Annotated in this window: 21 protein-coding genes; 9 read left to right on the top strand and 12 right to left on the bottom strand. The window is 61.3% G+C overall.

Annotated features, from left to right (window positions below; genetic code table 11):
- The 3 genes from QWI18_RS13760 to QWI18_RS13750 all read right to left on the bottom strand — a co-directional run bounded on the left by QWI18_RS13760 (position 1) and on the right by QWI18_RS13750 (position 4,924).
- Complete coding sequence (locus tag QWI18_RS13760) at positions 1-1,086, bottom strand: cupin domain-containing protein (protein ID WP_369319058.1); 1,086 nt, start codon at positions 1,084-1,086, stop codon at positions 1-3.
- 24 nt (positions 1,087-1,110) lie between these two features.
- Positions 1,111-2,274, bottom strand: coding sequence for an acetyl-CoA carboxylase biotin carboxylase subunit family protein (locus tag QWI18_RS13755; protein WP_369319057.1), 1,164 nt, complete (start codon positions 2,272-2,274; stop codon positions 1,111-1,113).
- 1,054 nt (positions 2,275-3,328) lie between these two features.
- Complete coding sequence (locus QWI18_RS13750; protein WP_369319056.1) at positions 3,329-4,924, bottom strand: lactate dehydrogenase; 1,596 nt, start codon at positions 4,922-4,924, stop codon at positions 3,329-3,331.
- 246 nt (positions 4,925-5,170) lie between these two features.
- Here QWI18_RS13750 and QWI18_RS13745 point away from each other — a divergent pair, with 246 nt between their 5' ends.
- Both QWI18_RS13745 and QWI18_RS13740 read left to right on the top strand, forming a co-directional pair.
- A complete protein-coding gene (locus tag QWI18_RS13745) occupies positions 5,171-5,416 on the top strand; it encodes a hypothetical protein (RefSeq protein ID WP_065990575.1) in 246 nt (81 codons plus the stop codon).
- A 95-nt stretch (positions 5,417-5,511) separates the two neighbouring features.
- Positions 5,512-5,952, top strand: a complete 441-nt coding sequence (locus QWI18_RS13740; RefSeq protein WP_065990573.1) for a TspO/MBR family protein — start codon at positions 5,512-5,514, stop codon at positions 5,950-5,952.
- 6 nt (positions 5,953-5,958) lie between these two features.
- Here the strand turns inward: QWI18_RS13740 and QWI18_RS13735 are convergent, their stop codons facing one another.
- The gene (locus QWI18_RS13735) at positions 5,959-7,164 is read right to left on the bottom strand and encodes an MFS transporter (RefSeq protein ID WP_369319055.1); all 1,206 of its coding nucleotides are present in this window, start codon (positions 7,162-7,164) and stop codon (positions 5,959-5,961) included.
- Between the two features lie 105 nt (positions 7,165-7,269).
- Between QWI18_RS13735 and QWI18_RS13730 the strand changes: the two genes are divergently transcribed.
- Complete coding sequence (locus QWI18_RS13730) at positions 7,270-7,818, top strand: TetR/AcrR family transcriptional regulator (RefSeq protein WP_369319054.1); 549 nt, start codon at positions 7,270-7,272, stop codon at positions 7,816-7,818.
- A gap of 91 nt (positions 7,819-7,909) precedes the next feature.
- The gene (locus QWI18_RS13725) at positions 7,910-9,193 is read left to right on the top strand and encodes a leucine-rich repeat-containing protein kinase family protein (RefSeq protein WP_369319053.1); all 1,284 of its coding nucleotides are present in this window, start codon (positions 7,910-7,912) and stop codon (positions 9,191-9,193) included.
- 384 nt (positions 9,194-9,577) lie between these two features.
- On the opposite strand, the gene QWI18_RS13720 is transcribed toward QWI18_RS13725, so the two are convergent.
- The 6 genes from QWI18_RS13720 to QWI18_RS13695 form a co-directional block, all read right to left on the bottom strand.
- Positions 9,578-10,282 carry a YebC/PmpR family DNA-binding transcriptional regulator gene (locus tag QWI18_RS13720; RefSeq protein WP_369319052.1) on the bottom strand — a complete coding sequence of 235 codons (705 nt, stop codon included), beginning with the start codon at positions 10,280-10,282 and terminating at the stop codon, positions 9,578-9,580.
- Positions 10,283-10,473: 191 nt separating this feature from the next.
- Entirely contained in the window at positions 10,474-11,247 is a 774-nt protein-coding gene (locus QWI18_RS13715) for an enoyl-CoA hydratase (protein WP_369319051.1), read from the bottom strand.
- 85 nt (positions 11,248-11,332) lie between these two features.
- Positions 11,333-12,544, bottom strand: coding sequence for an acetyl-CoA C-acyltransferase (locus QWI18_RS13710; protein ID WP_369319050.1), 1,212 nt, complete (start codon positions 12,542-12,544; stop codon positions 11,333-11,335).
- A gap of 16 nt (positions 12,545-12,560) precedes the next feature.
- Positions 12,561-13,328: a 3-hydroxyacyl-CoA dehydrogenase gene (locus tag QWI18_RS13705; protein WP_296310062.1), complete on the bottom strand. Its 768-nt coding sequence runs from the start codon at positions 13,326-13,328 to the stop codon at positions 12,561-12,563.
- Between the two features lie 178 nt (positions 13,329-13,506).
- Complete coding sequence (locus tag QWI18_RS13700; protein ID WP_192131804.1) at positions 13,507-14,190, bottom strand: TetR/AcrR family transcriptional regulator; 684 nt, start codon at positions 14,188-14,190, stop codon at positions 13,507-13,509.
- A gap of 88 nt (positions 14,191-14,278) precedes the next feature.
- Positions 14,279-16,222: a bifunctional sugar phosphate isomerase/epimerase/4-hydroxyphenylpyruvate dioxygenase family protein gene (locus QWI18_RS13695; protein WP_369319049.1), complete on the bottom strand. Its 1,944-nt coding sequence runs from the start codon at positions 16,220-16,222 to the stop codon at positions 14,279-14,281.
- Positions 16,223-16,487: 265 nt separating this feature from the next.
- Between QWI18_RS13695 and QWI18_RS13690 the strand changes: the two genes are divergently transcribed.
- Entirely contained in the window at positions 16,488-17,765 is a 1,278-nt protein-coding gene (locus QWI18_RS13690) for an MFS transporter (protein ID WP_192132000.1), read from the top strand.
- Positions 17,766-17,776: 11 nt separating this feature from the next.
- Here QWI18_RS13690 and QWI18_RS13685 read toward each other — a convergent pair whose 3' ends face one another.
- Positions 17,777-18,664, bottom strand: coding sequence for a DMT family transporter (locus QWI18_RS13685; protein WP_065990546.1), 888 nt, complete (start codon positions 18,662-18,664; stop codon positions 17,777-17,779).
- Positions 18,665-18,886: 222 nt separating this feature from the next.
- Between QWI18_RS13685 and QWI18_RS13680 the strand changes: the two genes are divergently transcribed.
- Together QWI18_RS13680 and QWI18_RS13675 are read left to right on the top strand one after the other, a co-directional pair.
- Positions 18,887-19,798: a LysR family transcriptional regulator gene (locus QWI18_RS13680; RefSeq protein WP_065990540.1), complete on the top strand. Its 912-nt coding sequence runs from the start codon at positions 18,887-18,889 to the stop codon at positions 19,796-19,798.
- A 139-nt stretch (positions 19,799-19,937) separates the two neighbouring features.
- Complete coding sequence (locus QWI18_RS13675) at positions 19,938-20,702, top strand: 2-keto-4-pentenoate hydratase (RefSeq protein WP_296310056.1); 765 nt, start codon at positions 19,938-19,940, stop codon at positions 20,700-20,702.
- A gap of 474 nt (positions 20,703-21,176) precedes the next feature.
- Here QWI18_RS13675 and QWI18_RS13670 read toward each other — a convergent pair whose 3' ends face one another.
- Positions 21,177-22,085 (bottom strand): LysR family transcriptional regulator, encoded by a 909-nt coding sequence (locus tag QWI18_RS13670; protein WP_296308638.1) that lies wholly within the window; start codon positions 22,083-22,085, stop codon positions 21,177-21,179.
- A 108-nt stretch (positions 22,086-22,193) separates the two neighbouring features.
- On the opposite strand from QWI18_RS13670, the gene gcl reads away from it, so the two are divergent.
- The gene (gene gcl / locus QWI18_RS13665; protein ID WP_296308640.1) at positions 22,194-23,969 is read left to right on the top strand and encodes a glyoxylate carboligase; all 1,776 of its coding nucleotides are present in this window, start codon (positions 22,194-22,196) and stop codon (positions 23,967-23,969) included.
- Between the two features lie 50 nt (positions 23,970-24,019).
- Positions 24,020-24,802 (top strand): hydroxypyruvate isomerase, encoded by a 783-nt coding sequence (gene hyi, locus QWI18_RS13660; RefSeq protein ID WP_369319048.1) that lies wholly within the window; start codon positions 24,020-24,022, stop codon positions 24,800-24,802.
- The last annotated feature ends 80 nt before the right edge of the window (positions 24,803-24,882 follow it).

The raw sequence follows: 24,882 nt of genomic DNA, 5'->3' as shown, positions 1-24,882 counted from the left end.
TCAGCTATATACCGGCACTGGTTGAAGAGCGGTAGGTGTTGCGCGCATCAGGTGATCCGAACAGGCGATATCGGCGAATCGATCGCACAGCAGGATGATCATGTTCCAACCCTCGCTCAGGGTTTCACGCAGCTCTTCTATTTCCGTTGGCGACGCCTGGTTCAACAGTTCCACGCCCATGCTGACGTGGCTCCCATCATCTTCACCGTGTTCCTGGAAGTGAGGCATGCTGGCGAATACCCTAGCGGCCTCGCTATGAAATATCTCACCGCTGCCTTCCAGCACTACATGCATCAACAGCGTCTTGACCATGTCGCTTTTGTAGAGCATCTGATGCCTGAACCATTCCATGATGGAATGAAAGGCGGCATCCGATACCGGCGAATGGTGGGTATCACGCTGATTGCGCAGGTTGTTGTTATGCCCTAGTTCTTCCACCAAATGTGCAATGGCGATTTTCTTGTGCGCAGGATCACGGGTCATCGCCACTCGGATATGCAGCAGGTCTTGAAACATGTCTGACCAGGTCTGCAGGCAATCGAGAAGTTTTTCGCGCACGTCGGGTTGATCGATCAAAGGCGAATTGACCAGCGACAACAGTCGGCTGATCTTAAAGCGTTCCAGATAAACCTCGTTACCGCGCATCAGCGCATCGGCGGGCTTCGCAGTATCTTTTTCCTGAGGTTTGAAGACGACGTTCGGTCGTGTGGTGTCTTCGTACAGGGCCTTGCCATTAAATTGGATGGACAGCGCCCAGAAACCCTCTAGAGTGCCTTTGAAACCATGCAATGAATGTGGCCGCACCAACACCATATCACCAGCTTCTATACCGCGTTCGGTCGCCCCCAGGGTCATCCCGGTACCGTCACAAATTAGAATCAGGCTCGCTTCGGGATGTTGATGAACCGACAGTTCCTGATCCTTCTCGAGCCGAACCCAACTAATAGCCAGCTCACTTTGGGACGGAATGAACTCAGCAAGCGCAGGATGCTGGGAGAGTATCTTTACAACGCCCAAATCGTGAGAGGTGCCATTCACCATAACGCTGTTGAGGGTTTCGATATCGTTGCGGGAAATGACTTCCATATCTGCTGCTCCATTTGTTAATAGTTAGCGTGCAAAACTTAGTTGATTCAGACGGTCGATAGCGGTGTAAAACTTTTTTCGGTCATGGCTGGCGATAACCACCAGTCCGACTTTGTCATCATTGGTGTGTGGCCTAACCAGCGGTGGATTGGCCTCGCCCATGACCAGCCTGATAATATCCACTTCCCGCAAGCAGTCCTTGAGAAGATCTGTATCCAGCGGCTCGTAAAAAAGATGAGAGCCAGCGAATTCGTAATGTACCGATTGTTCTAAACTGCTTTTTTCTACGGCACGGCTGTGGAACTGCAATGTTTCCCTGAACAGGTCAACGCCTGTCGTGAGTTCAACCAGCAGCCCAATGTAATCGCCACCCACTCGATTATTGATCTCTATCAGATGAAAATGCCCATCCGCGATGGTGACCTCAATATGGCAAGGACCGTGTGTATGGTTGATAGCCGTTAATAAGCGCTCACAATAACGACTCAGTTGCTTGAACGTGTCGCCGTCGAGATTGTCTGGCGAGATAATGTGCTGCTCTTCTGCAAGGGATGTTTGGTACAGCTGTTTGTTGGTGACCGCCAGGACACGGTGTTGCGAATCGATGGTCAGCGTTTCGACGCTCACTTCCCGACCTTTCAGAAACTCTTCCGCCAGCATGACAAAATTTTCTTGAGGCAGTTCTTCTAGCGTACGCCGTAGAGACACTGGGTCTTTAACGATGAAGACGTTTTCGCTCCCGGAACCTTTCGGGTCTTTCAGGACGATTGCGCCTGCGTGGCGGCTGAAAAAACGTTCGACGTCGGCGCGTGTTCGGCAGGTTTCACTATTGACAGCGAATTCGGTATTTTCAAGTCTGGTGCGCATCAAGGCCTTATCGATGCACGTTTCGCATGTGTCGAAATCCATGCCTGCAATCGCATAACGCTGGCTGGCGCGTGCCGCCGGCAGCAAACCGTCTTCGGTAAATGAAAAAATAAAATCAACGGGTTGAGTCGTTAAGATTTCATCCATTTTTTCGAGCACGGTGGCTTTGGAGAAATCACTTACAAGGTGAATCTTATCGGTCAGTGCCTTGAGGTTGGGACCCACGGAGTCAGCCAGTTGCAAGACGGTGAAATCAAAACCTAAGCCACCATAGTGCATAAAGGTTTCATCATGCCCGCCGATCATCACGATATTCTTCATATATACCTTCAATAGATCGCTCGCCCCAGAAGGGTCGAGCGTGCAAGGAATAGTGGTTACGCCCGTTAACGGCGCGCAGTTAATTGATGCGTCGATACAGATTCATATTGGCAAATAACGCCTGCGCGTATCGGCGACGATAACGAACGACTACAGGTACGCGCACAATATGAAAATTATGTGGTAGGTTTTTTTGATTGTATCGAGCGATCATCAGCCGACGAGGAATTGGCAGATGCCGAGGGCATAATGATAAATATCGTTTTAACCGTGTTGAGCGGAAAAAGATGAGGCGAGGAGTGATCTGAATGAAAATGGAGCGGAAAAGTACACGCACTCATAGCGGCGGTATAAAACATGACAATCCTTTGTGCATTTATATTTTATTGCCTGCAATGAGCAGGATCCTACCTGACGACTGATAATTTCACGGTCGTTTCTAAATGTCAACACAGTAAAAGATTTGAAGGTTATTGCTGGGGGGGCCAGACAGGATCAAGCGGTAAGTCGACACATCTGCAAGGATCAATTGCCCGCAGACAAGGAACGTCCCCGTCACGATTCCCAGGTTCAGCGCCTGCAACTCATATACGCCATGTGCAGCAGAACCTCTTGGTCAGGCGGGGCGATCTGAACCGACTGAACCGCGACTATAGCGACTATAGCGACTGGTCACCGAGGCAGAAACGCTACAAAAGGATCCGCCAGCCCCGCGACAGATGCTGCACCAATCACTATATATGCGGAATTTGAATTCTGAACGGTGCTCAGCGCACACTGGCTAATGCGGCTAGAGGTATATTCCCCGACTCTCCTTTATCTCGGCATCCCCTCTAGTGATCAACGGCATCAAAATGCAGGACCGGCTGTAGTGGAACGACCTCGGTAGTCATACTGCAAAATTGCGGGTGTTCATGCCGGCCTCTTCCCCGCTGAACCCGGTTTGCCAAGACATCGCGTGCGCTCAGTGAAATGGGTGCGAACTCGACTGCAGGACCGGCTTCAGCCGGGAAAGCGCCGGATGGCGCGCTGCGAAACCGAGGGTGTACCGCCATCAGCCGTTCAGCTTCGACGGATCACTCTGCAACAGGACCTTGGCATGAATCCCGGCCAGGGTGTCTTTCAGGGTCGACGTGCCACGGCCCTGCTTCGCCTCTTTGTCCTGTTGCAAAGCCTGCTGCAGCACGCTGAGGAAATTCTGGGTCTTGGAGGTGGAGATCGGCGTGTGAGTGTCTTTTTCCAGGCGGCCCATCACGTACTTGGCAATGCGCGTCGACTGGCTGGCCGACTGGCTCAACGTCGCATCGACCAGTTCGCCTTTCTTGTAGCCAATGCTGGTTTTGCTACTGGCCTGATCGCTGACCTGGTAATACAGGTAGTTCTGGCTCGCGGGATCGGTGCTCAACGCCAGCTTCTGCCCGCCTGGCAGGGGCTTGTGATAACTGGCGGTGAGCTGAGATTGCTGGTCCTGAACGATGGTCCGGTTCAACTGGTCGCGTCCCTTGGACTGGGTGGTTTGCGACAGGATGTAGGCGAAGCTGTCCAGCTCGCCGGGGCGTGCCGGGTTGCCTTCGACGCTCTTCTCGCTGACCGAGGCGCTGAAGTCGCCGAGGCCGGTCAACAGGCCGTGGTCGGTGTCGGTCAGTTCGATCGAATTGACCGTCTGCGGCGCTGTAGACACGCGGGTGTCAGGGTAATTGGAGTGCAGCGTTTTGAACGCGTCCTCGAACATCGACAGCAGCTGCGCGTCGCCGTCACCGCGTTTGCGCGCCGACTCGATCTGGCTGACATAGCCGTCCAGCGCTTTCGCCTGCTGAGCACTGTCACCCCGAATGGCCGCGTTTTTCAGGTCCACCGACAGCTCAAGATTCCCCAGCGCGCCACTCATGCGCACCGAACGCTGGTCGGCATCGGCGTGCAGTTCAAGGGTCTGGGCGCTGCCGTCTTCGAGTTTCAAACTGGTTTTCATATCAACGGAGGCAAAGGCCTTCGAATCGAAATGGGTCAAGGCGTCGAGTTTCAGGGTCGGCGGCTTGGCCGTCAGGCCGTCGATGGCCGACTGAAAACCGTCCGCCATGGCATTCAGCGCGTTGAGCTCGTCGTCGCTGAGGTCGCCCCCGCTCACCTGGGCCTGCACCGCCAGACCGTCGTCCTGACTGGAAAGGCTCAGCTCGATGGTTTTACCGCTGGCGGTTTTCAGCGTCAGGCTGATGCTGTTCGCCGGATGACTGTGCAGGCGGTCCTGGGCGGCAGCGAGCTCTGCAGGCTCCAATGCTTTGCCGGTCGTCGAGCGCAGCACCGATTGGGAAATGTTCTGGCCGGTCTGCGCCAATTGACTGAGCAGCGTCGCGCCCAGGCCCTGGAAGCGACCGGCTGTGGCGGAAGTGCTGAAATTGCCCATCATCGCCAGCGAGACCTTGTCCTGCCGGGTGTACTCCCAAGCGGGCGGTACGTTGGCATCAGGCATCAGGCCACGGACGTTGTAGACCAACGGGGCGCTGACCTTGTCGTCCTGGCCGAGCATGACGACGGACGACGGCGTGGCGCTGGTGGTGGCAGCAGCGGCGTTGTCATTCAGCGCGACGGTGGCCGCCGGTTTGACCACTGGCATCAACTGGGCGGATGAGGTGACCGAAGCAATCGCTGACATGGCACTTCCCTGTTCAAGTGAGTAATAGACTTCCTGAACAGGGTGTCGGCGCGGGCTTTTGTAACTTGAGCGATACAAACATGGGGCAGTCCGTTAAAAGCGATTACGGCAAGCGCTGCCCTTTCACTATTTTGTTTCCGCTGGTGGGATCTGCGCCGTAACTCGGCCACAATACGCCCCGATCCCAGGCGCCAGGGCTTTATGCCTTTCGGTTCGCCGCACAACCCGCCACCCCAGGACTGAGCAATGCCCCAAGAGCGAATCGCTGCACTTCGGCTTCCCAAACCCATCCAGGGTGCGATTGACGATCTGGTGCGCGCGTTGAATGCCGCCACCACCAAGGAAGACCTCGAACGCGAGGCCTCCATGGAAATCAGTTTCATCCTCAGCCTGGAGACCAGCCGACGTCTTCGCCCGGCCGATGTAGAAACGCTGTACATGATCTTCGACGACGCCGTGCAAGAACGCCTCAGCCAATTGGGTCACGGCTGATCTGCACGCGCGCCGGATTTTTCCAGCGCATAAGCATCCAATGCCGAGACGGCCCCACGGCCCGCACTTCGAATGCTTTCAGCAAAGGACCCCCCATGACGTTTTACATCTTCCTCATCGCCTGCGCCGCGGCAGCCAGCACCGGCATCATTTTCAAACCGGGCAGCTGGTATGAATCGCTGCAAAAGCCACGCTTCACCCCGCCCAACTGGCTGTTTCCGGTGGCCTGGACGACGATTTATCTGCTGCTGGCCTGGGCCGGTTATCGCCTGACCCTGATCCCCGGCAGCGAAACCGTGCTGGCGTTATGGGCCGCTCAGATTGCCTTGAATACCCTGTGGACGCCGGTGTTCTTCGGCGCCCACCGCATCATGGCGGGCCTGATCATCATTTCGCTGCTGTGGCTGGTGGTAGCCGCCATGGTCGTGCTGGGGATCCAGCTGGACCTCATCACCGGGCTGATCCTGTTCCCGTACCTGGTCTGGCTGACCGTCGCTTCGGCGCTGAATTTTTCGATTCTGCGTCATAACCGGTAACGCGGCTCAGGCGGCCCTGGCCTGGCCGGCCTGCTGAATCAGCAGACCGGCCAGCGCCGACACCGCCAGCAAGACTACGACCCCGCCGTAGACATTGGTGGTGGTCACCAAGCCCGCCGTCTTGATCGACACGCCGGCCAGCAGCGCCGGAATGCAGAACGCCAGATAACTCAAAGCCAGAAAGGCCGCCATCAATGCGCCCCGTTCGTGGGCTTGGGCCAGGGGCAGCAACAGCCTCAGGGCGCCGAGAAAACTCGCACCGAAGCCGATCCCCGCCACCACCGCGCCGGTGAAGAACAGCCACAACCAGCCCAGATTCACCGCCGCCAGAATCACTGAAACCCCGATTGCCAGAAAACTGCAGCCCACCAACAAGGCCAGCCGGGGCGCGCGCAAACGCAGGTTATGAATCGAAATCGCACCACTGATGGTCAGCGCTGCCACGGCAAAGCCGCCGTTGAGCACTGAGGTCGAGCCGGTCGCAGCAGTCAGCAGCGACGGTGCGAGGGACAGGAAAAATCCGCCCAGCGCCCAGGCGGCGATGTCCGCCGGCAGCACCAGCAGCAATGTCCCCCTGGCCTGTGCAGGTACGGCGAGCCGCGGTCGCAGGGTTTTCAGCACGCCCGGCTGCGGGGTCACCGTTTCAGCGACCCGCAACAGATACACCGCCTGACCCGCGAACGCCGCGAGGAGCAAGCCATAGGCCAGGCCCATGGGCAGCGGCGCGTACTGCACCAACGCACTGGTGCCGAGCGCCCCCAGTGCCATGCCGAACATCGGTGTGATGCTGTTGAGCAACGGCCCCTGCTGCGCATCGCTGTCGAGCATCGCGGCGCCCAACGCGCTGGTGGCAATGCCGGTCGCCACGCCCTGCAGCACCCGCGCAACGATCAGCCAACTGACGTCGGTGGCGGCGATGAACAGCAGCATCGCGACGATCTCCAGCAGCAGCCCGATGAATATCACCGGGCGTCGGCCGAGGTAATCCGACAGCGAGCCGAACACCAGCAGCGTCGCCAGCAGGCTCATGGCGTAAACGGCGAAAATCACCGTCAACAATACCGATGAGAAGCCCCACGCCTGTTGATAGAGGTGGTAAAGCGGCGTGGGCGCGCTGGACGCGGCGAAGAAACACAGCAGCACGAAAGCCAGAAAACCCAAGTGGCTCCGCCCCCGACCATCGACTTGCGGGTTCTGCAAAGAATCAGACACGAGTACACTCTCCCGAAAAAGCACGCCACAAAAGCTATTAATTAGCGTTAGGAGTGTGCGAGCAGCGTCTGCTTAAAGCAAATACTTTGTGTTAGGGTCCGCAGCATGGCTATCAAAGAAGGCATTCGCACCGGCGGCCGCAGTGCCCGGGTGCAGACATCGATTCACGCAGCCGTTCGCGATCTGCTCCAGGAGCAGGAGCGTTCAGCCCTCAGCGTGCCCATGATTGCAGCCCGTGCCGGTGTCACGCCGTCCACCATTTACCGGCGCTGGGGCGACCTGACCTCACTGCTGGCCGATGCCGCTGTCGAGCGTCTGCGCCCCGACGAGCCGGTGGATTGCGGCAACCTGCGCGATGACCTGCGCACCTGGGTCGAGGTCTACCTCGAAGAGACCAACTCGGCCCCCGGCCGCGAGATGATGCGCGACGTGGTCTCCAGCAGCGCGACCCTGTGCTCGGGCAAGTGCCTGAACATGGTTCGCGATCAGTTGCAGATCATCATCGACCGCGCCCGGGACCGCGGCGAACAGAGTCCTCCGGCGGATGAACTGGTGGATGCCGTTGTCGCGCCCATGGTCTACCGCATTCTGTACGCCGAATCGGCGCCGTCCCTTGAGCGCATGCATCAATTGCTGGATCGCTGCCTGAGCTGATCCGATGCCCATCGTGCTCGCGACCAGACGAGCACCGGCCGCGACGACTGGGTATCATGGGCGCCCATTGACCACAGGCGCCCTTCCCCCCATGCACACCCTTGCAGACCTGCGTGCCGGCAAACTGGCAGGCATCACGCGGCTCAATCTCAGCGCCGACCTCGGCGAATTCCCCGAGGAGATTTTTAGCCTCGCCGATTCACTGGAAGTGCTGGACCTCAGCGGCAACCGGCTGACCGAATTGCCCGCCGACCTGCACCGGCTCAAGCGCCTGAAAATCCTGTTCTGCTCCAACAACCCGTTTACCCGCCTGCCGGAATGCCTGGGCCAGTGCGAGCAGCTGTTCTTCGTCGGTTTCAAGGCTTGCGATATCGCTGATGTGCCGGCCGTCGCATTGCCGCCCTCGCTGCGCTCGCTGGTGCTGACCGACAACCGCATCGAGACTCTGCCTGAAGCCATCGGCGACTGTGCGCAGCTGCAGAAGCTGATGCTCGCGGGCAACCGGCTGCGGCAATTGCCGGCATCACTGGCCCGCTGTCAGCGCCTGGAACTGGTACGGATCGCGGTCAACGATTTCCATAAACTGCCGCGCTGGCTGCTGGAAATGCCCGCGCTGGCCTGGCTGGCGTTTGCCGGCAACCCGCTGAACGACATCCACACTGAAGAGCCGATTCGGCAGATTCCGTGGCCGCAACTGGCGCTGCAACAGGTGCTGGGCGAAGGCGCCTCCGGAGTGATTCAACAGGCGCAGTGGCGCGCGGATGCCGACGCGTCGGCGCTGGACGTTGCCGTGAAGCTGTACAAAGGCGATGTCACCAGCGACGGCTCGCCGTTGAACGAGATGCAGGCCTGCATTGCAGCCGGGCGGCATGCTCACCTGATTCCCGTGCTCGGGCAGATTCAGGATCACCCGCAGGACGCTCGCGGTCTGGTGATGGAGCTGATTTCGCCGTCATTCGTGACCCTTGCGCGTCCTCCGACCCTGGAATCCTGCACCCGTGACACCTATGGCGGCACCCGGCTGAGCGCTTCGACCGTAAAGCGCATGGCCGCCGGGATCGCCGCAGCGTGCGCACATTTGCATGCCCATGGGATTAACCACGGGGACCTCTATGGACACAATATCCTCTGGAACGAGGGTGGTGACAGCCTGCTGGGGGATTTCGGCGCAGCGGCGTTCTATCCGGATGAAGAAACGGGAAGAAGGCTGGAGCGCATTGAAGTGCGGGCGTTTGGGGTATTGCTGGCGGAGTTGCTGGACGGTTGCGCAGAGAGCGATGCGCAGACTGCCCAGCTGCGAGCGCTGGCGCGGCGTTGCGTGCAGCCGGATGTGATGCAGCGGCCCGGGTTTGCCGAGGTTGAGCGGCTGTTCTGAACGCTGGCGTTTTGCAGTGCGGCCTCTGACGCCTTCCCGGCTAAAGCCGGTCCCACTAAGCCTGCGGTGTGTCAGCGGGACTCAATCCAGAGGACGCCGCACAACTGTAGGACCGGCTTCAGCCGGGAAGAGGCCAGCATGGACACCGTCGATTTAGCGGTACGCCCACCGACGCCTTCCCGGCTAAAGCCGGTCCTACGATGTGCTCGCGATGATTCAGTAGGACCGGTTTCAGCCGGGAAGAGACCAGCATGGACACCGTCGATTTAGCGGTATGCCCACCGACGCCTTCCCGGCTAAAGCCGGTCCTACCATGTGTTCGGGATCATTCAGTGGGACCGAGTTCAGTCAGTTGGCCCAGCCAGCCAGTTGGCCCAGCCAGCGTTAGCCTGCCAAACCCACGTAGACGTTTTGCACGTCATCGTGGCTGTCGATCGCTTCGAGGAAGGCTTCGACCTCGGCCATCTGCTCTTCGCTCAGGCCTTCAACCGGGTTTTTCGGGCGGTAGCCGATCTTGGCGGACTCGACGGTGAAGCCGAACTCAGGCAGCGCCTTGCACACGGCGTCGAGGTCGGTGGTGTCGGTGTAAAACGTTGCAACGCCTTGGTCGCCCTGTTCAACGTCTTGAGCACCGGCTTCGATGGCGGCTTCGTCGGCGTCTGCATCGTCTTTGGCGGCGACGGCGTCAATCATGCCCAGGTGGTCGAAATCCCAGGTGATCGAACCCTCGGCACCCAGCTGGCCCTTGCGGAACAGCACGCGGATCTCGGACACGGTACGGTTGATGTTGTCAGTCAGGCACTCGACGATGACCGGGACTTTGTGCGGGGCGAAGCCTTCGTAGGTCAATTTTTCGAAGTGCACGTGCTCGCCGAGCAAACCGGCGCCTTTCTTGATGGCGCGTTCCAGTGTCTCGCGGGGCATGGAGGCTTTCTTGGCCTGCTCGACCACCAGTCGCAGGCGCGCGTTCATGTCGGGGTCAGGGCCGGAGCGCGCGGCAATCATGATTTCCTTGGACAGCTTGCCGAAAATACGCCCCTTGGCGTTGGCTGCCGCTTCTTTGTGTTTGACCTTCCACTGTGCGCCCATGATTGCTCTCTTGTTCCGGTGGCGATGAATCGCTCGGATCCGACGTGTCTTGCACGCCGGGCCCATGACGATAAACGCTGAAAATAGGGTGATCGATAATGACAGGCCGGGGGTGAACCGCGGCGACCGGCGCATTTTATACACGCTGGCGCCAGAAGACACCCCTGAGACGCGCCAGCGCCTGACCTGAATCAGCGATGCTTGAACACCGGCTCGCGCTTCTCGATGAACGCCGCCATGCCTTCCTTCTGGTCCTCGCTGGCAAACGCCGCATGGAACACACGGCGTTCGAAACGAATCCCTTCGGCCAGGCTGACTTCAAAGGCGCGGTTCACGCTTTCCTTGACCATCATGGCTGCCGGCAGCGACTTCGCCGCGATACCGGCCGCGACGTTCATTGCCTCATCCAGCAGTTGGTCCTGCGGCACGATGCGCGCCACCAACCCGGCCCGCTCCGCTTCGACGGCGTCGATCAGGCGCCCGGTCAGGCACATTTCCATGGCCTTGGCCTTGCCCACCGCCCGGGTCAGACGCTGGGTGCCGCCCATGCCCGGCAGCACGCCCAGCTTGATTTCCGGCTGACCGAAGCGCGCGTTGTCGGCCGCCAGAATGAAGTCGCACATCAGCGCCAGTTCGCAGCCGCCACCGAGGGCAAACCCCGAGACGGCGGCGATGATCGGTTTGCGGCGATTGGCCACCCGATCGCTGTCGCTAAACAGGTCATCCAGATAGATCTGCGGGTATTTCAGCTCGGCCATCTCCTTGATATCAGCCCCGGCGGCGAACGCTTTTGCCGAGCCGGTCAGAACAATGCAGCCGATGCCGTGATCGCCCTCCAGCTCGTCGAGGGCGTGGTTGAGTTCGCTGATGAGCTGCGCATTCAAGGCGTTAAGCGCCTCTGGGCGATTGAGGGTCAAGAGGGCAACCCGACCTCGAACCTCTTTGAGGATAGTCATGTAATTCATTGTTTTACCGACCTTTTGTTATCGCGGAAGACAATCAGCCGCTATCGTAGATTTCAGATGCGAAACGCAGCACAAGGCATTGATATTAAAGAACAAGCTCAACGGCCACCGCTGTCGCTTCGCCGCCGCCGATGCAAATGGCTGCGACCCCTCGCTTAAGACCCCGCTGCTTCAACGCCGACAGCAACGTCACCAGAATCCTCGCCCCTGATGCGCCAATGGGATGGCCCAATGCGCAGGCGCCGCCATGCACGTTGACCTTGTGATGGGGCAGTTCCAGGCGGGCCATGGTGACCAGCGCGACGACCGCGAACGCTTCGTTGATCTCGAACAGATCGACCTCGGCCAGAGACCAGCCGGTCTTGCTCATCAGCTTGTCGATGGCGCCTACCGGTGCGGTCGGAAACAACCCCGGCTCATTGGCATAAGCGGCGTGGCCATGGATGACCGCCAACGGCGTGATCCCACGTCGTTGTGCTTCGGACTGGCGCATCAGGGTCAGGGCTGCAGCGCCGTCGGAGATCGAGCTTGAGTTGGCTGCTGTCACGGTGCCGCCTTCGCGGAACGCCGGTTTGAGCAGCGGGATCTTGTCCAGCTTCGCTTTGGGTGGCTGCTCGTCCTGGCGAATGGTTTTGCGCTCCTTGCCCACCGTGACCTCCACCGGGACGATTTCAGCGTCGAACCCGCCGCGCGTCATGGCTTCCTGCGCCCGGGTCAGCGAGGCGACCGCAAAACCGTCCTGGGCTTCCCGACTGAAATTTTCCAGCCCGGCGCACTCCTCGGCGAAGGTGCCCATCAGGCGGCCACGGTCGTAGGCATCTTCAAGGCCGTCGAGAAACATGTGATCGATGATCTGGCCGTGGCCCATGCGGTAACCGCTGCGGGCTTTTTCCAGCAAATACGGCGCGTTGGACATGCTCTCCATGCCACCGGCGATGACCACGTCGGCGCTGCCGGCCAGCAGCATGTCGTGGCCAAGGATGGCCGCCTGCATGCCCGACCCGCACATCTTGTTCAAGGTGGTGCAGGTGGTGGCGTCGCTGAGCCCGGCGCCCAATGCCGCCTGACGCGCAGGCGCCTGGCCCAGCCCGGCCGGCAACACACAACCGAACAGCACTTCATCGACCTGCGCTGCATCAATGCCCGCGCGCTCAACCGCGGCGCGGATGGCAGCGGCGCCCAATTGCGGCGCAGTCAGGCTTTTGAGATCACCCTGAAAGGCGCCCATGGGCGTGCGCGCAGCACTCACGATTACCACAGGGTCGTCGTTCAACGTCTGACGTTTGTTCAAAGACATGATGGAATTTCCTCGATTAGCGAGCCGCCATGCGCAAGGCGCCGTCCAGACGGATCACCTCGCCGTTGAGCATGCTGTTTTCGATGATGTGGCGTGCCAGCGCGGCGTATTCCTCGGGCTTGCCCAGGCGTGGCGGGAATGGCACGCCGGCGGACAGGCTCTCGCGCACCTGGGGGGTCATGCCGGCCATCATCGGCGTTTCGAAAATGCCCGGGGCGATGGTCATGACGCGGATGCCGTAACGCGCCAGTTCACGGGCGGCGGGCAGGGTCAGGCTGACAATGGCGCCCTTGGAGGCCGCATACGCCGCCTGGCCGATCTGGCCGTCATAGGCGGCGACCGATGCGGTGTTGATGATGACGCCACGCTCGCCGCCGGCGTCGGCCGTGCTTTCGGCGATGGCCACGGCAGCGAGGCGCAGCAGGTTGAAGCTGCCGATGAGGTTGACGTTGATCACCCGGCTGAAACTGTCGAGGCCGTGGGGGCCTTCTTTGCCAAGGATTTTCTCGGCGCCGACGATGCCGGCGCAGTTGATGACGCCATTGATCTGGCCAAACGCACTGAGCGCCGCATCCACTGCGGCCTGAACGTCGCTCTCCCGGGTGATGTCGCTGACGCTGGCCCGGGCCTTGCCGCCCAGTTTTTCCACGTGCGCCGCGAGCGCCTCGGCGTTGACGTCCACCAGCATCACGCTGGCCCCGGCGTCGATGAGCATCTGTGCGCTGGCCGCACCCAGCCCGGACGCGCCGCCACTGACCAGGAATACCTTGCCGTCGATCTGCATGATTGTGTCGTCCTTACACTTTTATTGTTGGAGGGGCGAAATACTCCGCTCTGCCGCGTGGATGGGCAATAGTCAAAGCGCGCAGAACGCGTGGTGGTTTTGGCCAGTGGCGATCAGCGCAGACTGGCGTCGCGGCATCGTTCGGGTCTTCAGGCCGGCGTGGCGTTGAACTCGCCCGTCACGGCAGCAGGTAACGCATCACCGAATCACAGATCATCGCTTTCTGCCGCGCCTTGACCCCTTCGTCCTCCAGGTCGATCTGGAAAATCTCGGCAAACGTGTGACGGTTGGACACGCGGTAGAAACAGAACGAGCTCATCAGCATGTGCAGGTCCACGGCCTGTACGCCTGGCCGGAAAACGCCGGCCTGCTCACCCCGCCGCAAGGTTTCGTCCAGCGCCTGCAAGACATTCCGGCTCAGCTCGCGGATGGTCGCGGACTGTTTGACGTTGGCGCCGTTGTGGATGTTTTCGATGCAGACGATGCGCACGAAATCGACGTTGCGGTCGTGGTGATCGAAGGTGAATTCCACCAGCCGCCTGATCGCTGCTTCCGGTGCGAGCACGTCCAGGTCAAGGCTGCTTTCCGTGGTGCGGATGTCGCCGTAAAGTTTCTCCAGCACCTCGGTGTACAGCTGCTCTTTGCTGTTGAAGTAGTAATAGATCATCCGCTTGGAGGTTTGCGTGCGCTCGGCAATCGCATCGACGCGTGCGCCGGAGAGGCCCTGGGCGACGAACTCGGCGACGGCCGCCTGAAGGATGCCGTCACGGGTTTTTTCCGGATTGTTCTTGCGGGACTTGCGCGGCGACTGAGCGCGTTCATCTGGGCGCGCTTCGGCGAGGCTGTCGTCAACGGTTTTCATGCGGGGCTCACGACCACGGTGGAATCGCGGGATTATGGGCCGCACCGGTGCGTTACGGAAGCGGCTCGTCACGAAGCGCCATGGGCGATCACGCCCGTGCCGAGCCGCTGCGGGCCCGGGCCACCGCCGCCAGGCGTACCGCGGCGTTTGCCTCGCCATTACCCGCATAGCCGTTGCTGCGCTGGAGGATTTCAAAGAAAAAACGCTCGTCGAACGCTTGAGTATAGGCGTGAAACAGCTCGCCACCGTCGGCGTCACGGTCATACAGCACGTGGTGCTGCGCCAGTTTGTCGAGGAACCCGTCGTCGAAACCGAAGCGCGCTCCCAGGTCGTCGTAGTAGTTCTGGGGAATATCCAGCCACTGCACGCCTGCCGCTTCGGCGCGGGCGACCTGGACAAAGATGTCGTCGCAGGCAAAGGCGACGTGATCAACGCCTGCGCCGCCGTGGCTCGCCAACCCGCGGGCGATGGCCGTGTCGCCATGATCCGGGGTGTTCAGCGACAGGCGCACGGTGCCGCAACGGCTGCGCAGCGCCCGGGTTTTCACCAGCCCGTAAGGGTCGTGCAGCAGCGCATCGGCATCGGCCTCGAAATCCAGCACGGCTTTGTAGAACAGCACCGCGCTGTCGAGCCTGTCGGCAGGCAAGGCCATGGCAACGTGATCGATGCGCTGCAAACCGCTTGGCGTGAAGGGTGGCGGGCTCAGGGTGAAGTCGCTGTCCCAGCTCGATTGCCCCGGTGCGGCGGCCTCGATCAGATACATCAGGCTGCCGTCCGGCGCGCGCACTGCCGGGACCGCTCGACCATCAGGGCCCACCGGGCCGTCATGGGTATCGGCATTGAGCTGACTCGCCCGCTCCAGCGCAGCAGCGCTGTCGTTCACCCGCAACGCCATGGCGCGCAGCGACGCGCCGGGAGTTTCGAGGGCGGAGTTCATGAAAGAAGGGGCAGCGAAAGAAGCCGCAGCGGAAGGCATCGGAGGTGAGGAGAAGCGCTCGGCGTTCAACAGGATATTGATATCGCCCTGCCCCAGCAGGGTCACGGCTTTGCTGCGGTGCTGACCCAAGGTGCCTAACCCCAGGCCATGCAGCCAGCTGCCCAACCGCGCACCCTGGGCATCATCCACGGCGAACTCGAGAAACGCCACGCCGGTGCAGGCGCTGGGTGCCGGCGGATGGAACAACAATGACGGTGCAGCGGGTTGAGACTGCTGCTGCAGCAGCGCGCGGGTTTGCTCCTCCAGGTGCAGCAACGAACGCAGGCCATCGGCGGCGTTGGCCCGAGTGGGTGCGGCGCGAAACACATCATTGAAAATCTCCAGCGACAGCGGGCCGGTGTAACCGCTGCGCAGGACCGCCGCGAGGAAACCCGCGCAATCGAATTCGCCCTGCCCCGGGAAACACCGGAAATGTCGACTCCACTCCAGCACGCCCATGTTCAGCAGCGGCGCGTCGGCCATTTGCACGAAGAAGATCTTGTTGCCGGGAATCTGCGCAATCCCGCTCGGATCCCCCTTGAGCGACAGCGTGTGGAAGCTGTCGAGCAGCACGCCGAGGGCCGGATGGTCGACCTGCCGGACCAGATCCCAGACCTGCTGCCAGGTGTTGACGTGACGTCCCCATGCCAGGCCCTCATAGCCCACCCGCAGTTGACGCGCACCTGCCCGCTCGGCGATCGACCCAAGGTCATCGAGCAGAACGTTTCGCTCGCCCAGTGAGTCGCTGGCGGTGTTGCTGCAGACCAGCATCAGGTCAGTGCCGAGTGCCTGCATCAGGTCGAATTTGCGTTCGGCGCGGTCGAGGTTGCGCTGCAGGTGCTCGCGGCGACAGCCTTCGAAGTCACTGAACGGCTGAAACAGGGTGATAGCGATGCCCAGATCCGCGCACAGCTGCCGCACCTGACGCGGGCTGCCGTTGTGATTGAGCAAGTCGTTTTCAAAGATTTCTACGCCATCGAAACCTGCTGCAGCAATGGCTTCGAGCTTTTCCGGCAGGGTGCCGCTCAAGGAAACAGTGGCGATCGAGCGCTGCATGCGGGGGGAATCTCCTGAATAATCACATGGCCACCTGGCGTCGATGAGGCTCGAACCTGGCGGGCGTTCGTGGGATTATTCGCGCCGTTGGACATGACATCAAATGAAATGAACCATACGGTTAGTTGTATGACGCTTTGCAGGGCCACTGCCCTGGCCGCGCGGACACCACCATAACAATTTCAAAACAGGCTTGATGCTTATGCGTTCCCCTTCTGCTTCGCCTGCCCCGGTCGCCTCCCGCCCTGCGCCGCCCCATGCCGGCATGAACGACAAGATTCGCGGCGCCCTGGCCGTCGGCAAAACCCGTTGGGGCATGCTGGCACTGGTGTTCTTCGCCACCACCCTGAACTACATCGACCGCGCGGCACTGGGCGTCATGCAGCCGATTCTGGCGGAGCAGATGAGCTGGACGGCGATGGATTACGCCAACATCAACTTCTGGTTTCAGGTCGGTTACGCCATCGGTTTTCTGCTGCAGGGGCGTTTCATTGATCGGGTCGGCGTCAAGCGCGCGTTCTTCCTCGCGGTGCTGCTGTGGAGTCTCGCCACGGGCGCCCACGGTCTGGCGACATCAGCGGCGGGCTTCATGGTCTGCCGGTTTATTCTGGGCCTGACCGAAGCCGCCAATTACCCGGCCTGCGTCAAGGTCACCCGGGTGTGGTTCCCGGCCGGAGAACGCGCCGTGGCCACCGGCATTTTCAACGCCGGCACCAACGTCGGCGCGATGGTCACGCCTGCCTTGTTGCCGCTGATCCTGACCGTGTGGGGCTGGCAGGCGGCGTTTATCTGCATGGGCTCGCTGGGGCTGGTCTGGGTCATCACCTGGCGGCTGACGTATTTCAATCCCCACGACCATCCGACGGTACGTGCCAGCGAGCGCGCCTACATCGACAGCGATGCCGACCCTGAAACGGAGCCTGAAGGGGAAAAGGTACCGCTCTCGCGCATCCTGAAAATGCGCGGCACCTGGGCCTTTGCCCTCGCCTACGCCCTCACCGCGCCGGTGTTCTGGTTTTACCTGTACTGGCTGCCGCCGTTTCTGAATCAGCAATACAACCTCGGCATCAGCGTGACGCAGATGGGCATCCCGCTGATGCTGATCTGGCTGACCGCCGACTTCGGCAGTGTCGGGGGCGGGATCCTGTCTTCGTGGCTGATCGGCCGGGGCATGCGGCCGATGACCGCACGCTTTCTGTCGATGCTGGTGTTCGCGCTGACGATCATTGGCGTGGTGTTCGCCGCCAACGCCAGCGGTCTGTGGGTGGCCGTCACGGCGATCGCCCTGGCGGTGGGTGCGCATCAGGCCTGGACGGCGAACATCTGGAGCCTGGTCATGGATTACACGCCCCGGCACATGATCAGCACGGTGTTCGGCTTCGGCGGCATGTGCGCGGCCATCGGCGGCATGTTCATGACGCAGATCGTCGGCGCGGTCCTCACCGCGACGCACAATAACTACAGCGTGCTGTTCACCCTGATCCCGGTGATGTACTTCATTGCGTTGATCTGGATGTATTTCATGGCGCCGCGCAGGTCATGAACCCGCCGTCATCAACCGCCCTTCTTGCGCTGCTGCCACGCCGCCGCCAGGCCGCTGAGGCAGATGATCGCGATGCCGGCCTGGGCGACAAGGGATGGCGAATGGTTGAACACGATGTAGCCCCACAAGCCGGCGAAGACGATCTGACAGTACCCGAACGGCGCCAGCATGGCCGGTGCAGCGAAGCGGAAGGCCTGGGTCAGCATCAGGTGCGCAACCATGCCGCAGGTGCCCAGCGCCAGCATGAACGGAATGTGCTTCCACTCCGGTGACTGCCAGAAGAACGGCACGATGGCGCTCATCAACAGGCTGTTGAACAGACCGGCGAAGAAGTTGCTGGTGGTCGGGCTGTCGTGGGCCGCGACCAGACGGGTCAGCAACTGGTAGCAGGCGAAGCAGAACGCCGAGCCCAGCGGCAGTAACACCGCCGGCCGAAACAGCTCGCCGCCGGGGTGCACGATCACCAGTACCCCGCTGAAACCCACCAGCACCGCGATCCATTGACCGCGACTGACCGTCTCTTTGAGCAGCGGCACCGACAAGGCCGTCACCAGCAGCGGCGCGAGAAAGTTGACCGCCGTCGCTTCGGCGATCGGGATGAACATCAGGCCACTGGTGAACAACAAGCTTGTGCCCAGCAGGCACACCGCGCGCAACGCCTGCAGCCCCGGGCGCTTGGTACGTAGCACGCGCAGGCCCGCCGAGGGCATGAAAATGCACGCCATCAGCCCGGTGTGCACCACATAGCGCACCCAGACCACCATCATGATCGGGTAGATGCCGGAGAGGTATTTGGACAGCGTGTCATGACTGGAAAACAGAAAGGTCGCAAACAGAATCAGTGCGATGCCCTTCAATGGCTGGTTGACGCCGGAGAGCGGCGTGCTGGTGGTGCTCATCTGCGTTCCTTTGGCCGTGCGTGAATGCGGGTCTGTCCCTTGCCGTGTCGAGCGCCGGCTTTCGTTCGAGGCGTCCAGCGTCAGCAAGAATATAGAAGGCGTCGCCGGAGCACCAAGCAAACATGACCGCCCGGGTGTTTTTCTGACCGTCTGGATCAGGCCTTTCCGCTTGCCCGGATTTGCCGCAGACTGCCGCTCTCGTTGACTCGGAACGGACGCTCAGTGGACCGCATTCAGGAAATGACCCTTTTCGCCGCCGTTGCCGAAGGCCCCAGCTTCGCGGCGGTGTCGCGCAACCTGAACGTGTCCACGGCCACCGTCACCCGGGCCGTCGCGCAGCTGGAAGCACGGCTCGGCACCTTGCTGATCGTGCGCACCACCCGGCAGCTGCGCCTGACCGAAGCCGGCGTGCGTTTCGCCGACGATTGCCGGCGCTTGCTGGCCGATCTGCAGGAGGCCGAGAGCGCCGCAGCCGGCATTCATGGGACGCCGCGTGGGTTGCTGACCGTTACCGCGCCGCAAGTGTTCGGCGACCTGCACGTCACGCCGGTCATGACCGAGTACCTGAACCAGCATCCCCAGGTGCAGATCCGCGGCCTGTTAATGGACCGAATCGCCGGGCAGCTGGAAGAAGGCATCGACGTCTCGGTGCGCATCGGCGAGTTACCCGACTCGTCGATGACCGCCATTCAGGTCGGCAGCGTCCGGCGCATGGTCTGCGCCTCCCCCGCTTACCTCAAGGCCCATGGCACTCCCCGGCATCCCCACGAGCTCATCGAGCGCGAAACCGTTTCCGTGATGATTACCGGCCGCAGCCCCGCGTGGACCTTCCGCATCGACGGCCAGCACCAGGACGTGAAGGTGCAATCGCGGTTGGCAATGACCTCGTTCACGGCGTCCACTCATGCCGCCCTTGATGGCTGGGGCCTGACTCAGGTGCCGTCCTACCAGATTCGCCGACACCTGCAGGCGGGCACGTTGCGCGCCGTGCTCGAAGACTTCGAGGTCACGCCGATGCCGGTTTACGTGGTCTACGTCGAAGGCCGAAGAGGCTCATCCAAAGTGCGCTCGTTCGTTGATTTCTGCGTTCAGCGTCTGCGCGCGGACCTGGCGTACAGCGCCGGGCGAGTTTGAGTGCGGGCACAGGTCCGCAGCCCAGCCTCGGCCCACCGGCCGAAATAGGGTTAGAGTAGTCACGCTGGCTCCGCCGTCCCTCGCCTGACCGGCAACGGAATCGGGGCGCTTTCCATCAATTGTCTGAAGGAAGATCCGCGTGAATCCATCGTCTCACCCAGCGAACATTGCCCAATTGATCGTCGACGCCATGGGCGCCGGTCAGAAAATCACCGACATCCGCCCGGAGTACGTGCCCGCCGACGTGGCCGGTGCCTACGCGCTGCAACGCGAGATTCTGCGCCTGCGCGAGACCTCAGTGGGCGGCTGGAAGGTCGGCGCCAAATCGCCGACCGGGCCTATCAATGGCGCGCTCCTGCCGGACGACGGTATTTTTGCCAGCGGCAGCCAGGTGGAGTGCATCGACTATCCGTCGCCGATTCTGGAACTGGAGATCGCCTTTCGGCTGGGTCGCGAATTCGCTCCTCGCGATGAGGCGTATTCGGATGACGAAGTGCTGGGCAGCATCCAGACGATGGGCGCGACCATTGAAGTGGTGTCGAGCCGCTTTGACGCCTGGCCGAAGATCGAACCGCTGCTGGCGTTGGGCGACCTGCTCAACCACGGCGCGCTGATTGTTGGCGAATTTGTTGATTACGATGCCAGCTTCCCGTTTGTCGAGCCTGCGCTGAGCTTTACCTATGGCGACGAAGACATCGTGCCGGGGGACGGGGCGAATCCGGCCGGTGACCCTCGGCGCTTGCTGCCGTGGCTGGTCAATCACCACACGCAGAACGGGCTGAGCGTGACGCCGGAGATGGTGATCACGACCGGTTCCTATACCGGGATGTACAAGACCCGCGGGCCGGGTCTGGCGGTGGGCGAGATTCGCGGGCTGCCGGTGGTGTCGGTGGAGTTGATTTAGGTTCCTGGGTCGCCAATGGCAGGACCGGCTTCAGCCGGGAAGACGTCTGTGCATTCAACCTATCTTTAGCGCCGGTTACGGCCCCTTCCCGGCGGAAACCGGTCCTACCAGGAATTGCGTTACGGCACATCGTTGCGTCGGGCGCGGAGTCGTAGGACCGGCTTTAGCCGGGAAGACGTCTGTGCATTCAACCTATCTTTAGCGCTAGTTACGGCCCCTTCCCGGCTGAAGCCGGTCCTACCAGAAATTTGCGTTACGGCACCTCGTTGCGTCGGGCGCGGAGTTGTAGGACCGGCTTCAGCCGGGAAGACGTCTGTGCATTCAACCTGTCTTTAGCGCCGGTTACGGCCCCTTCCCGGCGGAAGCCGGTCCTACCAGAAATTTGCGTTACGGCACCTCGTTGCGTCGGGCGCGGAGTTGTAGGACCGGCTTTAGCCGGGAAGCGTTTGATTGAGGTGCCAGGGGAATGACGGCTCACCCCTGCCGCCAATACCCCGGTCGGTTGTACACCTCTTTCAGAAACGCGATGAAAAACCGCACTTTCGCCGGCAGGTAATGCTGCTGCGGGTAAACGCCCTGGATGTCGTAACTGGGCAAGGCGAATTCATCCAGCACGGTGACTAGGGCGCCGCTCTCCACTGCGTTCTGAATCTCCCACGTCGAGCGCCAGCTCAGGCCCAGCCCGCGCTTGGCCCAGTCATACAACAGCTCGCCATCGTTGCAGTACAGATTGCCCGCGACCTTGATCGCCACCGGCCTGCCCTCGCGCTGGAAGGTCCAGCCGCGATGCTGCCCGCCCTGCAGGTTGAACGACAGGCAATTGTGCTGCGCCAGGTCCTCAAGCACCCGGGGGAATCCGTGCTCCGCGAAATAGGCCAGTGAGCCACAGACCACGCGTTTGTTGGCGTACAGCTTGATGGCGACGTAGTTGGGGTCGAGCACCTCGCCGATGCGGATGCTCATGTCATAACCCTCACGCACCAGATCCACCACGTTGTCAGTCAGGTTGAAGGACAGCTGCAAATCCGGAAACCGCGCCTGAAATTCCGGCGCATGGGGCGCGACGTGCTGGCGGCCAAACCCCGCCGGTGCCGAGACCACCAGATGGCCCCGCACGCTGCTTTCGTTCTCGCTGATGCTGGCGTCCAGTTCCTCGAATGATTGGAGCACCAGCTTGGCGTTCTCCAGGTACGACTCGCCCGCATCGGTCAGGGTCAGGCCCCGGGTCGAGCGATGAATCAGCTTCACGCCCAGCCGATCCTCCAGCGCACTCAGCCGCCGGCCCATGATCACCGGCGTCACGCCCTCCACCAGCGCAGCGGCGGCGAAACTGCCACGGGTGGCCACCAGGACGTAGCTGCGCAATTCCGTGTAGCGATCCATTCGATACTCCAGATACCGATAGAGCGGATAAAAACAGCCATTCACAAAGCATCGGATTCAAATCAGGCTGCTTACGTACAAAAACTATCGAGTTCAGGAGACTAACAAATGACCGTCATGAGAGCCATCGAAGCCGCCGTTCTGGTGATGCGTCGCGAAGGCGTCGACACCGCCTTCGGAATTCCCGGCGCCGCGATCAACCCGCTGTACGCCGCCTTCAAGAAACTCGGCAGCATTGACCACGTGCTGGCGCGCCACGTCGAAGGCGCTTCGCACATGGCCGAGGGTTACACCCGTGCCATCGCCGGCAACATCGGCGTGTGCATCGGTACGTCGGGCCCGGCCGGCACCGACATGATCACCGGTCTCTATTCAGCCTCCGCCGACTCGATTCCGATTCTCTGCATCACCGGCCAGGCACCCCGTGCACGGATGCACAAGGAAGACTTCCAGGCCGTGGACATCGCCAGCATCGCAGCCCCGGTGGCCAAATGGGCAACGACGGTCATGGAACCCGGCCAGGTGCCGTATGTGTTCCAGAAAGCCTTCCAGTTGATGCGCAGTGGCCGGCCCGGCCCGGTATTGATCGACCTGCCCTTCGATGTGCAGATGGCCGAGATCGAATTCGACATCGACGCTTACGAACCGCTGCCGGTGGTCAAACCCCAGGCCAGCCGCAAGCAGATCGAAAAAGCCCTGGCGATGCTCAACGCGTCGGAGCGTCCGCTGATCGTCGCCGGTGGCGGCATTATCAACGCCGATGCGTCAGACGCGCTGGTGGAATTCGCCGAGCTGACCGGCATTCCGGTGATCCCGACGCTGATGGGCTGGGGCACGATCCCCGACGATCACCCGCAGATGGCCGGCATGGTCGGGCTGCAGACCTCCCACCGCTATGGCAACGCGACGATGCTGGCGTCCGATCTGGTCCTGGGCATCGGCAACCGCTGGGCCAACCGCCACACCGGCACCGTCTCGGTGTACAGCGAAGGGCGTACTTTCATCCACGTTGACATCGAGCCGACGCAGATCGGCCGCGTGCTGACGCCGGATCTGGGCATCGTTTCTGACGCCGGCGCAGCGCTGGCGATGTTCATCGAAGTGGCGCGCGAGTGGCACACCGCCGGCAAACTGAAGGACCGCAGCCAGTGGCTCGCCAGCTGCCAGGAACGCAAGCGCACGCTGCAGCGCAAGACCCATTACGAGAACATCCCGGTCAAGCCCCAGCGCGTGTACGAGGAGATGAATCAGTACTTCGGCAAGGACACCTGCTACATCAGCACCATCGGCCTGTCGCAGATTGCCGGCGCGCAATTCCTCCACGTCTACAAGCCGCGTCACTGGATCAATTGCGGACAAGCCGGCCCCCTGGGCTGGACCCTTCCGGCGGCGCTGGGCGTGGTCAAGGCTGACCCGAATCGCCAGGTTGTCGCGCTGTCAGGGGACTACGACTTCCAGTTCATGATCGAAGAACTGGCCGTCGGTGCGCAGTTCAAGCTGCCGTACATCCATGTGGTGGTGAACAACTCCTACCTGGGCCTCATTCGTCAGGCCCAGCGCAACTTCGACATCGACTACTGCGTTCAGCTGGCGTTCGACAACATCAACGCGCCTGAGCTGGAAGGCTATGGCGTCGATCATGTTGCGGTTGCCGAAGGCCTGGGCTGCAAGGCGATCCGCGTGCTTGACCCGGCGCACCTGCAGGCCGCCTTCGCCGAGGCCACGAGGCTGATGCGGCAGCACCGCGTGCCGGTGGTGGTGGAGATCATTCTCGAGAGGGTCACCAACATTGCGATGGGCACCGAGATCAACGCTATCAACGAATTCGAGTCCCTGGCCGAAACCCGCGCCGACGCCCCTACCGCCATCAGCCTGCTGGATTGATCGCACCCGGTTATTCAAGAAACAGAGCCCAGCACAAGAAGGAGTACGTCATGCCACGTTTATGCGCCAACCTGTCGATGCTGTTCACCGAACTTGAGTTTCTGCACCGCTTCGAAGCCGCCGCCGACGCCGGTTTCAGGGGTGTCGAGTACCTGTTTCCCTATGACTTCAGCTCTGCGCAGATCAAGGCCGAGCTGGACCGCAACCGACTCACCCAAGTGCTGTTCAACCTGCCGGCCGGGGACTGGGGCAAGGGTGAGCGCGGCATCGCCTGTCACCCCGATCGGGTCGAGGAGTTTTACGCCGGCGTTGAGCTGGCGATCGCCTACGCCAAGGTCCTCGGCAACACCCAGATCAACTGCCTGGCGGGGATCAAGCCCCAGGGTTTCGACGACGGGCTGATCGAGAAGACTTTCGTCGACAACCTCAAGTACGCCGCCGACCGCCTGGAAGCCCAGGGCATCGATCTGGTCATGGAAATGATCAACACCCTGGACATTCCGGGGTTCTACCTGAACACCACCGCCCAGGCCCTGGCGATTCGCGAGAAGGTCGGCAGCCGCAATCTGTCGCTGCAATACGACATCTACCACATGCAAATCATGGAGGGCGACCTGGCCCGCACCCTCGAAAACCACCTGCCGGCGATCCGCCACGTGCAACTGGCGGACAACCCCGGCCGGCATGAACCGGGCACCGGCGAGATCAACTACGGCTTTCTGTTCAAGCACCTGGACCGGCTCGGCTATCGCGGCTGGATCGGCTGTGAATACACGCCGCTGACCACCACCGCAGCGGGGCTTAGGTGGCTGAAAACCCATAATTTGATCTGAAGTCAGCGGCAAGCTTCAAGCTTCACGCATTGCCAGCCGGACGAACGCAGTCAGGCTTCTAGCTTGCGGCTTGAAGCTTG

The sequence above is a fragment of the Pseudomonas sp. W2Oct36 genome, assembly GCF_041060465.1.
In the GTDB taxonomy this organism is placed as follows: Bacteria; Pseudomonadota; Gammaproteobacteria; order Pseudomonadales; family Pseudomonadaceae; genus Aquipseudomonas; species Aquipseudomonas graminis_B.
This window is presented reverse-complemented; position numbering and strand designations above follow the sequence as displayed.